The following is a 10,485-nucleotide window of genomic DNA, read 5'->3' on the forward strand; positions in this document are numbered from 1 at the left end:
GGCCGTCCACCACCCGGCGAGCCCCTCGGTGGTGGTCAAGGCGGCGTAGTCGCGCAAACGCGAGCCACAAGGGGGCCGCGAACACGCCGCGACGAAGTCGCGGCAACCAGACAGAGCTACGCTCTCGCACATGAGTGATACGACCTTGTGGGAGTACGCGACCGTGCCGCTGCTGACGCATGCGACGAAGCAGATTCTCGATCAGTGGGGCGCCGACGGCTGGGAGCTGGTCACCGTGCTGCCCGGCCCTACCGGTGAGCAGCACGTCGCCTATCTCAAGCGGCCCAAGTAGCGAAGGAGGGTGACGCAGTGACCCAGTGGGAGAAGAACCTCGCCGAGCTCGGAATCACCCTGCCCCCGGTCGTGGCACCGGTCGCGGCCTATATTCCCGCGATCCGCACCGGGTCGCTCGTCTATACCTCCGGTCAGCTGCCGTTCGTGAACGGCGAGCTGTCGGCGGTCGGCAAGGTCGGCGCGGAGGTTTCGGTGGAGGCGGCCAAGGAAGCGGCTCGGCTGTGCGCGCTCAACGCGCTGGCCGCAGTGCACGACCTGGTCGGGCTGGACGCGGTGGTGCGGATCGTCAAGGTGGTCGGATTCGTGGCTTCGGCACCCGGATTCGGCGATCAGCCGGTGGTGATCAACGGTGCGTCGGAGTTCCTCGGTCAGGTCTTCGGTGACGCGGGCAAGCACGCGCGCTCCGCCGTCGGCGTCTCCGAACTTCCCCGGAATACTCCGGTCGAAGTCGAACTGATCGCCGAGGTGCGCTAGACCGGAACTGTCGGCTCCGTTTCTATCCGAGGTTTTGCGATGACGTTGACACACCCCGCCTACGGGCAGCTCCGACAGGTCACCGAGACGGCGGCGGTGCTGCTCGCCGACAATCCGGGACAGATGACCCTGGAGGGAACCAACACCTGGATCCTGCGGGCGGCGGGCCGGTCGGACTGTGTGGTGGTGGACCCGGGTCCGAAGGACGAGTCGCACAGCGCCGCGATCGCCGAGGCCACCGGTGGCCGGGTCGCTCTCACCTTGATCACCCACCACCACCACGACCACACCGGCGGGATCGATCATCTGGTCAAACTGACCGGGACATCCGTGCGCGCCAAGGATTCCGGCTTTCTGCGCGGCTCGGCTGCCGCCTTCGCCGACGGCGAGGTGATCGAGGCCGCGGGCCTGCGGATCACCGTGCTGGAAACGCCGGGCCACACCGACGACTCGGTCAGTTTCGTCCTCGATGACGCGGTGCTGACGGGCGACACCATCCTCGGCGCTGGCACCACCGTGCTCGGGTCAGGCAGTGGTGCGCTGGCCGACTATCTGTCCTCGCTGGACCGGCTGCTGGAAGCGGGCAAGGGCAAGGCGTTGCTGCCCGCGCACGGCCCGGATCATCCTGATCTCGAACCGGTTGCCCGCTACTACATCGCCCATCGGCACGAGCGCCTCGGCCAGGTGCGGGAAGCGTTGCGGGTGCTCGGTTCGGATGCGGACGCGATGGCGGTCGTACGGCGCGTGTACGCCGATGTGGACGAGCGGCTGTGGCCCGCGGCGCGCAGTTCGGTGCAGGCGCAGCTGGACTACCTGCGCGTGCACGGCTGACAGGAACAACGGAACGCCGGGTTCAGTGGAGCGCTGAACCCGGCGTTCGTCGTTCGGGGCGTGTTACCGAGCGCGGCGGGCCAGGCGCTCGGAGTCGGAGATGAGCACGCTCTTGCCCTCCAGCCGCAGCCAGCCGCGATGCGCGAAGTCGGCGAGCGCCTTGTTCACGGTCTCGCGGGAGGCGCCGACCAGCTGGGCGATCTCCTCCTGGGTCAGGTCGTGGGTGACCCGCAGCGCACCGGCTTCCTGCGTGCCGAAGCGCTGTGCGAGCTGCAACAGCGCCTTGGCGACGCGGCCGGGCACGTCGGTGAAGATCAGGTCGGCCAGGTTGTTGTTGGTCCGGCGCAGGCGGCGGGCGAGGACGCGGAGCAGTTGCTCGGCGATCTCGGGCCGCTGGTCGATCCAGGTCTTGAGGGCGTCGCGGTCCATCGTCACCGCGCGCACCTCGGTCACCGTGGTGGCGGTGGAAGTGCGCGGACCTGGGTCGAAGATGGACAGCTCGCCGAACATGTCGGACGGGCCCATGATGGTCAGCAGATTCTCGCGCCCATCGGGCGAACGGCGTCCGATCTTCACCTTGCCGGACGTGATGATGTACAGCCGGTCACCCGGCTCACCCTCGTTGAAGATGACATGACCGCGCGGGAAATCAACCGGCTGAAGTTGCTTGGCGAGGGCGGCCACCGCAGTGGGCTCGACGCCCTGGAAGATGCCTGCTCTGGCGAGGGCCTCGTCCACGAATGTGCTCCTTAGGGAAATGGCTCTGTACCGGACCGAAGCGACTCGGCCAACAGCGCAGTCTACGCGGCCTCACTACAGCGTAGTGACGGACACCACGTAACGAGTGGATTGCGCGACACTTGCGCCGCGTCAGCTGGCGCGGGCCACGTCCATCTCATCGCCGCGGGAGCGGCGCTTGCGCATCCGGGCGACGGCGGCGGGCAGACCGAGTTTGGTCAGCTCCTTCACCTCGGCGTTGCTTGCCTTGTCCAGGTACTGCTGAACCTCTTCGTCGGGTTCGAGAAGCTTGCGGAGCCGGTTCTCGACCCGCTCCATACCCAGTGCGAACAGCATCAGCACCACTGGGAAGAGCACCACAGCGAGTCCTTGCATGACGAGCAGTAAACACGGTCGAGGTCTCAGATGGAACACGGCAACTGAACTGGAAGGACAACGTTGTCTGCCGATTCCGTATGGTGGACGCGTGCGCGTCTCCCCCTCCACCGCCTCCGGGAACGGGCTTCCGCCCGGCTCCGAGCCCTCCGGAACGCCGCCGGTCGCCGCCGCGGCTCCGAATCGGAAAACCAGGGCACGACAGGCGGAAACCCGGCTCGGGCTGGTCCGCCGCGCGCGCCGGATGAACCGTGAACTGGCGACTGCCTTCCCCGACGCGCACTGCGAGCTGGATTTCACCACACCGCTGGAATTGGCGGTGGCGACAATACTTTCGGCACAATGCACCGACGAGCGCGTGAATCTCACCACGCCCGCGGTGTTCGCCCGTTACCCGGACGCGCGGGCCTACGCCGAGGCAAATCGCGCGGAGCTGGAGGAATACATCCGGCCGACCGGGTTCTACCGGAACAAGACCTCCTCCCTGATCGGACTCGGCCAAGCGCTGCTGGAACGTCACGACGGTGAATTGCCTCACACCCTGACCGAACTGGTCCAGCTCCCCGGCATCGGGCGCAAGACTGCCAACGTCATCCTCGGTAACGCGTTCGGGGTCCCCGGCATCACGGTCGACACCCATTTCGGTCGCCTGGTGCGCCGGTGGGGATGGACCGACGAGGAGGACCCGGTCAAAGTCGAGCACATCGTCGGCGCGCTGATCGAGCGCAAGGAATGGACGATGCTGTCGCACCGGGTGATCTTCCACGGACGGCGCGTCTGCCATTCCCGCAAGCCGGCGTGCGGTGCGTGCGTCCTGGTCAAAGACTGTCCGTCGTTCGGGATCGGGCCGACCGATCCGGAGGCCGCGGCCAAGTTGGTGAAGGGGCCGGAGCGGGAGCATCTGCTCGAGCTGGTGGGCCGGTGAGTTCTGAGCCCTCGGGCCGAAGGAGTGCGGGACATGCGTGGCGCTGGGCACTTGCCGGTCTGATCGTCGTGGTCGCGCTGGCGGTCGCGGTGTGGCCGCGCGGCGACGACCGGAGCGAGGAGCAACACCAGGCTCCCGTTGCCTCCGGCGTCTCCGATGACCTGCGCGCCGCCGCCCATCTGCCCGATTGCCCGAGCGGCGCGGCCCCCGGCAACGGTCCGCTGGCCGGGATAACGCTGGGATGTCTGGCGGACGGCGAACCGGTCGACCTGGCCGCCGCGCTGGCGGGCAAGCCCGCCCTGCTGAATCTCTGGGCCTACTGGTGCGCACCGTGCGCCAGAGAGTTGCCGTATTTGCAGCAATACGCCCAACGCGCCGGAAACGCGATTACGGTGCTGACCGTGCACAGCGACCCTGATGAGGCCAAGGCACTGTCCCGTTTGCGCGGACTGGACGTGAGATTGCCCGGCGTGCTCGACGCCGACGCGCGAGTGCGCACGGTCGTCGGCGCCCCCTCTGTGCTGCCGATCTCGGTGCTTGTGCGTGCCGATGGCTCGATAGCCGACGTCGAGGTGCGCGCTTTCGACGGGGTGGATGACATCGCGGATACCGTCGCGGGCAAGCTCGGAGTGGCCGCATGACGATGCGGGTGGACGAATCAATGGTGGAGGTGACGGTGCGGGCGTGCACGCGGGTCGGTGGGCGAATGCGCGGGGGAGGTGCGCGATGACCATCGAAATGCCCCCCGGCATCCCGAACTGGCTGACCCGCTCGGCCGAACCGGCCCTCGACAGCGCCGACACCGCGACCAGGGCGCGTGCGCTGCGCCGCGCCATGACCGTGACCTCGAAGCCGCGTCAAGCGGCGGTGCTCGTGCTGTTCGGCGGCTCGCCGGAGCCCGACCCGGATGCCCCCGGCGGACTGCCCGCCGACGCGGAGGTGCTGCTCACCCAGCGCGCCTCCACCCTGCGTCAGCATCGCGGCCAGGTGGCCTTCCCTGGTGGCGCCGCGGACCCGGGCGATGCCGGGCCGATCGATACCGCGCTGCGGGAGGCGTGCGAGGAAACCGGCCTCGACCGTTCCGGCGTGGAACCGTTCGCGGTACAACCCAAGCTGTTCGTGCCGGTCTCTCGTTTCGACGTGACGCCGGTGCTCGCGTACTGGCGTACGCCGGGTGCGGTGCAGGTGGTCGACCGGAGCGAGACCGAGCGGGTCGTGCGCGTGCCGCTCGCGCAGCTGCTGGATCCGGCCAACCGCTTCCTGGTTCGCAGCCCCCTCGGTTATCAGAGCCCGGCGTTCCAGGTGGACGGGATGCTGGTCTGGGGCCTCACCGGCGGCATCCTCGCCGGGATCAGCAAGGCCGCGGGCTGGGATCGCGAGTGGGACCACGCGGACGTCCGTGATCTGCAGACCGCACTCGCCGCCGTGGGGATGACGTTATGAGTTCGTCGGCCTGGCTCGACATCGCCGTCGTGCTACTGGCCCTGCTCGCCGCTTCTTCGGGCTGGCGGCAGGGCGCGGTGGCCTCCGCGCTCGCCTTCCTCGGCGTGGTGCTCGGCGCGGTCGCGGGCATCCTGATCGCGCCGCACATCCTGGTGCACGTCGACGAGGGCCGCACCAGGGTGCTCACCGGCGTGCTGCTCATCGTGGTGCTGGTGATCGTCGGTGAAGTCGCGGGCATGGTGCTCGGACGCGCGGCGCGCAGCGGCATGCGTCATCCCTTCACGCGCAGCGTGGACAGCGTGGTCGGCGCGGGGCTGCAGGCGGTCGCCGTGCTGGTCACCGCGTGGTTGCTGGCACTGCCGCTGGCCACCTCGTCACAGCCGGCCATCGCGACCGCGATCAACGGCTCGCGGGTGCTGGCCGACGTCAACGACGTCGCGCCGAACTGGCTGCGCAAGCTGCCCAACGAATTCTCCAAGCTGCTCAACACCTCCGGTCTGCCGGACGTGATCGGGCCGTTCGGGCGGGCGCCGATCGCCGCGGTGGAACCACCGGATCCGAGCGTGCTGGCCAGCCCGGTCGCCGCCTCGCTGCAGCAGAGCGTGCTGCGGATCCGCGGTGTCGCGCCGAGTTGCCAGCGGGCGCTGGAGGGCTCGGGCTTCGTGATCGCCCCGGAGCGCGTGATGACCAACGCTCACGTCGTCGCGGGCACGACGAGCGTCGACGTGGACACCGCCTACGGCTCGCTGCCCGCTTCGGTGGTGCTGTTCGACCCGTTCACCGACGTCGCGGTGCTCTCGGTACCCGGACTCACCGCTCCGGTCGTGCCGCAGGCGCCGTCGCCCGCGCGTACCGGCGACAGCGCCATCGTGCTCGGCTACCCGGGCGGTGGCCGGTACACCGCGAGCGCGGCCCGGATCCGCGAGACTCTGGATCTGACCGGCCCGAACATCTACCGCGACGGAACGGTGAAGCGTGAGGTGTACACCGTCCGCGGGCTCGTCCAGGCGGGCAATTCCGGTGGGCCGCTGGTGGATACCGAAGGGCAGGTGCTCGGGGTCGTCTTCGGCGCCGCGGTGACCGACAACGACACCGGTTATGTGCTGACGCTCAACGAAGTCCGCTCCGAACTCGAAGCTTCGCAGCGTTCCGATGGGCCGGTGGCCACGGGGGCCTGTGTGCTGAGCTGATCCGCGACGCGGGTCGGCCGTACCACCGGAACGGAGCCGTGGTATTCCGATGTCGCGGAACTCGTTCCGCTGCAGGGCTTGGTCGCGACTTGGGAAGGCGGAAGCGCGGGATCGGTGTGGGTACGCGCTTTCATCGAACCGAGACCCGGCCGCGAACCCGTGGCCGGGCCGGAACGCGAAGCGTTCAGCCGAGGAGTTTGACCAGTTCCTTCGTCACGGCGTCCGGGTTCTCCTGGTGGGCGAAGTGCCCGGCCGCCGGGATACCGGCCAGCCGCCGTTCCGGCGAGAGATGGAGGTCGCGGCGGAAGGTTCCCGGCAGTACGTACGGGTCCAGCTCGCCGCGCATGGCCAGGACGGGGATGCGGATGGGTTGGCGCATGGTCGCCATGAACCGGCGGCCGTCCGGCCGCCACTGGCTGCGGAAGGCCCAGCGCTGGTACTCCAGTGCGCAATGCGCGGCGCCGGGGATCCGGATCGCCGACCGCATCCGCTGTGCGGTGTCGACGAATTCGGCGGTGTTCGCCCAACCCGCGCTGACCCGTTGGCGCAGCAGCCGTTCCACTTCGAAGCCGTCGGCGGTGGTCAACAAGTGCTCGCCGTACCGGGGGAGCTGGTAGCGAAGGAAGTTCGGCAGCCAGGCCGCGCGCTGGCGGCGGTTGCGCAGCACGGAGCTTTTCAACGCCGACGGATGCGGCGAGCCCACCAGCGCGATCGAGCGAACCAAGCGCGGATGCAGCACCGCCGTGGTCCAGCAGACCAGACCACCCTCGGCGTGCCCGGCGAGCGTCGCCTCGGTGTAGCCCAGTGCCCGGATCAGCCCGGCGACGTCACCGGCGAGCGTCCAGCCGTCGTAACCGCGCGGCGGCTTGTCGCTGTCGCCGTAGCCGCGCAGGTCGACGGCCACGGTGCGGTAGCCGAGCTCGGCCAGGCCGGTCAGTTGGTGCCGCCAGGACCACCAGAAGTCGCCGAAGCCGTGCAGCAACACGACCAGCGGTGCGTCGGACCGTTCGGGCGCCGCGTCCACGACGTGGAAGCGGATGCCGTTGGCGTGCACGTCCCTATGCGTCCACGGTCCGTCGTAACGGACGCTGGACGGATCCGGGAGCAAGTTCGCCGACACGCCGATCGAGCCTAGTAGCCGCCGTACCGGCTCGCGCGCGCGCCTAGGAAGTCTGCTTCTCCAGGGCGAGGCGGTCCTCGTGCGCGGACGCGCCCAAGCCGTGCGGCAGCACCGTGCGCGCCTGCTTGAGCGAATCGATCGTCTTCTCCGGCGCGCGCAGTTTCTTCACCCGCCGGTAGCCGAGGAACGCCAGTACCGCGGTGGCGACGACCATGAGCAGGAAGACGATCAGGAAGGCCGCCCAGCGCGCCAGCCACACGTCGAGCAGTTCGCCGAGGAAGAAGAAAAAGAAGAACGTGCTGAACAGCAGCACGGTGAGCGCGAGGATGAAGTAGACGCTGCCCTGCAGGCCCTTCTTGATCTCGCCGGTGACCTCGGCCTTGGCCAGTTCGACCTCGGCGCGGACCAGGGTCGACATCTGCTCGGCGGCGTCGCGCACCAGCGTCCCGAAACTGGCGTTGCCGAGCGGATCGGCATCCGTGAGGGGAATGGAGGTGACCGTACGACCGCGCTCCGCGTCGCTCCCGTTACCGCCGTGGTTGAAACTCACTTGGTCGACCCTTCTCCCTGTCCCGGCACTGCTTCAACTCCCGTTCGATCGGCGGTGCTCCCGGTGCCCTCCGTGGTCACGCAGGCTACCGCCTCCGGGCGGATCGCTCGCGCCGCCGTATTGTTCACGTTGTAGCGCACGGGCGTCCCGCCGAGCCTGGTGGACACGCCCACGCCGCAACAGTAGCGCCGAACCGGCGAGCGACGCCGCCATTGATGTCACCAACACAGCGGCCTTCGCCAACTCGACGGCCGACCCGTCCGCGACATCGGCGAGCGCGAGTTCCGCCACGAGAAGGCTAACCGTGAAGCCGATCGCGCCGAGCACCGAGAGGGCGAACATGTCCCGCCAGCCGAGTCCGCTGGGCCGCGTCGCGACGCCCAACCGGATTGCCACCCAGCTCATCCCGAAAATCCCGAGCGGTTTGCCCACCAGCAGGCCGAGAATCACGGCCAGCGCGAGCCGGTCGGTGAACAACTCACCGAAGACCGTGGGATTCAACGGGACTCCGGAGGCGAACAGGGCGAACAGCGGAACGCACAACCCGGCGGAGACCGGCTGGAAGATGTGCTCGAGCCGGGTGGCAGGCGCTTCGGATTCACCGGGATCCGCACGCACCCGGGTGAGCAGGCCGAGGGTGACGCCCGCCAGGGTGGGATGGATGCCCGCCTCGTGCAGCGCGTACCAGGACACCAACGCCAGCGGCACGTAGAGCAACGGAGTGCGGATTCGCGCGCGTTGCCCCGATGCCCACCCGGCGAAGCATCCGGCGGCGACGAGCAGCCACAGCAGCGACACCGTCGTGGTGAACAGCACCGCGATCAGGACGATGGCCATCAGGTCGTCGACCACGGCCAGGCTGAGGAGGAAGACCCGCGCGCCCGTAGGGATGCGTGAACCGGTCAGCGCCAGGACGGCGAGCGCGAACGCGATGTCGGTGGCGACGGGGATGGCCCAGCCACGGTCCATGCCGGGGATCCCGAACCCGACCACCGCCGCGATCAGCGCGGGCGTCACCACACCGCCGATCGCCGCGATGACCGGCAGAGTGGCGCGTCTGCGGTCGGCGAGTTCGCCGACGACCAGTTCGCGTTTGAGCTCCAGGCCTGCGACGAAGAAGAACACCGCGAGCAGACCGTCCTCGGTCCACTCGGCCAGGGTCAGTTCCAGATGCAGCGGCGGTATCGCGACGACCGTCTCGGTGATCGTCAGATAACTGGCTCCCCACGGCGAGTTCACCCACAGCAACGCTCCGGCCGCCGCGATCAGGAGGAGTGCGCCGCCGAAGGTTTCCGTGCGGAGGTAGCGGGACAGTTCCGAGCGCACTCGCGTGATCACGGGAAACCTTTCGGCCGGTGGTCGGGCGGCGCGGACGCGGCACCCACCGGCGTCGGCTGAACGGGTGCGCGACCACTCGCCGACCAGACTTCCCGGCACACCTGACGCAATCTTAACGGGTGCGGCCGGTACCGGGTCCCGGCACCGGCCGCGCTCAGCGCTGTGTGATCAGCCCTTGCCCGCCCGGATCGCCTCGAAGACGCTCGGGTCGACGAGGGTGGAGGTGTCGCCGAGTTCGCGTCCTTCGGCGACGTCGCGCAGGAGTCGGCGCATGATTTTGCCGCTGCGGGTTTTGGGGAGTTCGGGGACGATGTGGATTTCGCGTGGTTTGGCGATGGGGCTGATTTCGCGGGCGACTTCGGTTTTGAGGTCGTCGATGAGGGTGTCGGTGGGTTGGGCTTCGGCGGTGAGGATGACGAAGGCGACGATGCCTTGTCCGGTGGTGGGGTCGGTGGCGCCGACGACGGCGGCTTCGGCGACGGTGTGGTGTCCGACGAGGGCGGATTCGACTTCGGCGGTGGAGATTCGGTGGCCGGAGACGTTCATGACGTCGTCGACGCGGCCGAGGACCCACAGGTCGCCGTCGGTGTCGAGTTTGGCGCCGTCGCCGGCGAAGTACCAGCCTTGGTCGGCGAAGCGTTCCCAGTAGGTGGCTTTGTAGCGTTCGGTGTCGCCCCAGATGCCGCGCAGCATCGACGGCCACGGCTGATCGAGCACGAGGTAGCCGTTGGCTTCGGTTTCCCCGTGTTGGACCGGTTTGCCTTCTTCGTCGACGACTCGAGCGGAGATGCCGGGCAGCGCGGTCATGGCGGCGCCGGGTTTGGCGGCGGTGACGCCGGGCAGCGGGGAGATCATGATGGCCCCGGTCTCGGTCTGCCACCAGGTGTCGACGATGGGGGTGCGATTGCCGCCGATGACCTCGCGGTACCAGCGCCAGGCTTCGGGGTTGATCGGTTCGCCGACCGAGCCGAGCACGCGGATGCTGGACAGGTCGTGGGCGGCGGGTATTTCCCTGCCCCACTTCATGAAGGTGCGCACCAGGGTGGGGGCGGTGTAGTAGATGGTGACGCCGTATTTTTCGATGATCTGCCAGTGGCGGTGTTCGTCGGGGAAGTTGGGTGTGCCTTCGTAGACGACTTGGGTGGTGCGGTTGGCCAGGGGGCCGTAGACGATGTAGCTGTGTCCGGTGACCCAGCCGATGTCGGCG

At 68.7% G+C, this 10,485-nt stretch carries 13 protein-coding genes; 7 read left to right on the forward strand and 6 right to left on the reverse strand.

All coding sequences use genetic code 11. The features are described from left to right. Positions 1-130: 130 nt before the first annotated feature. Genes AB0L97_RS37970 through AB0L97_RS37980 form a run of 3 tightly spaced genes read left to right on the forward strand, consistent with a single transcriptional unit; the run spans position 131 to position 1,599 of the window. Positions 131-292 carry a DUF4177 domain-containing protein gene (locus tag AB0L97_RS37970; protein WP_085994820.1) on the forward strand — a complete coding sequence of 54 codons (162 nt, stop codon included), beginning with the start codon at positions 131-133 and terminating at the stop codon, positions 290-292. A gap of 17 nt (positions 293-309) precedes the next feature. Further along, positions 310-768: a RidA family protein gene (locus AB0L97_RS37975; protein ID WP_355078678.1), complete on the forward strand. Its 459-nt coding sequence runs from the start codon at positions 310-312 to the stop codon at positions 766-768. Between the two features lie 39 nt (positions 769-807). Then, positions 808-1,599 carry an MBL fold metallo-hydrolase gene (locus AB0L97_RS37980; RefSeq protein ID WP_364439762.1) on the forward strand — a complete coding sequence of 264 codons (792 nt, stop codon included), beginning with the start codon at positions 808-810 and terminating at the stop codon, positions 1,597-1,599. 63 nt (positions 1,600-1,662) lie between these two features. On the opposite strand, the gene AB0L97_RS37985 is transcribed toward AB0L97_RS37980, so the two are convergent. Together AB0L97_RS37985 and AB0L97_RS37990 are read right to left on the reverse strand one after the other, a co-directional pair. Next, positions 1,663-2,337: a Crp/Fnr family transcriptional regulator gene (locus AB0L97_RS37985; protein ID WP_039794544.1), complete on the reverse strand. Its 675-nt coding sequence runs from the start codon at positions 2,335-2,337 to the stop codon at positions 1,663-1,665. Positions 2,338-2,469: 132 nt separating this feature from the next. After that, positions 2,470-2,712, reverse strand: a complete 243-nt coding sequence (locus tag AB0L97_RS37990) for a hypothetical protein (RefSeq protein WP_067799616.1) — start codon at positions 2,710-2,712, stop codon at positions 2,470-2,472. 223 nt (positions 2,713-2,935) lie between these two features. Here AB0L97_RS37990 and nth point away from each other — a divergent pair, with 223 nt between their 5' ends. The 4 genes from nth to AB0L97_RS38010 all read left to right on the forward strand — a co-directional run bounded on the left by nth (position 2,936) and on the right by AB0L97_RS38010 (position 6,270). After that, entirely contained in the window at positions 2,936-3,637 is a 702-nt protein-coding gene (gene nth / locus AB0L97_RS37995) for an endonuclease III (RefSeq protein ID WP_355078736.1), read from the forward strand. Continuing rightward, entirely contained in the window at positions 3,634-4,278 is a 645-nt protein-coding gene (locus AB0L97_RS38000) for a TlpA disulfide reductase family protein (RefSeq protein ID WP_364439766.1), read from the forward strand. Before nth ends, AB0L97_RS38000 begins: the two co-directional genes overlap by 4 nt. A gap of 85 nt (positions 4,279-4,363) precedes the next feature. Continuing rightward, on the forward strand, positions 4,364-5,080 hold the full coding sequence (locus tag AB0L97_RS38005; RefSeq protein WP_355078675.1) for a CoA pyrophosphatase: 717 nt from the start codon (positions 4,364-4,366) through the stop codon (positions 5,078-5,080). Next, positions 5,077-6,270: a MarP family serine protease gene (locus tag AB0L97_RS38010; RefSeq protein WP_355078674.1), complete on the forward strand. Its 1,194-nt coding sequence runs from the start codon at positions 5,077-5,079 to the stop codon at positions 6,268-6,270. The genes AB0L97_RS38005 and AB0L97_RS38010 overlap by 4 nt, the downstream gene beginning before the upstream one ends. Positions 6,271-6,454: 184 nt before the next feature. Here AB0L97_RS38010 and AB0L97_RS38015 read toward each other — a convergent pair whose 3' ends face one another. The 4 genes from AB0L97_RS38015 to AB0L97_RS38030 all read right to left on the reverse strand — a co-directional run. Further along, positions 6,455-7,390 (reverse strand): alpha/beta hydrolase, encoded by a 936-nt coding sequence (locus AB0L97_RS38015; RefSeq protein WP_355078673.1) that lies wholly within the window; start codon positions 7,388-7,390, stop codon positions 6,455-6,457. Positions 7,391-7,433: 43 nt separating this feature from the next. Next, a complete protein-coding gene (locus AB0L97_RS38020; RefSeq protein ID WP_355078672.1) occupies positions 7,434-7,940 on the reverse strand; it encodes a phage holin family protein in 507 nt (168 codons plus the stop codon). Between the two features lie 33 nt (positions 7,941-7,973). Then, positions 7,974-9,278: a Na+/H+ antiporter NhaA gene (nhaA, locus tag AB0L97_RS38025; RefSeq protein ID WP_364439773.1), complete on the reverse strand. Its 1,305-nt coding sequence runs from the start codon at positions 9,276-9,278 to the stop codon at positions 7,974-7,976. Positions 9,279-9,446: 168 nt separating this feature from the next. Further along, positions 9,447-10,485, reverse strand: a 1,039-nt coding sequence (locus AB0L97_RS38030; protein ID WP_364439776.1) for an AMP-binding protein, incomplete at its 5' end; no start/stop codon positions are given.

This window comes from Nocardia sp. NPDC051911, from assembly GCF_040681035.1.
Classification (GTDB): Bacteria; Actinomycetota; Actinomycetes; order Mycobacteriales; family Mycobacteriaceae; genus Nocardia; species Nocardia sichangensis.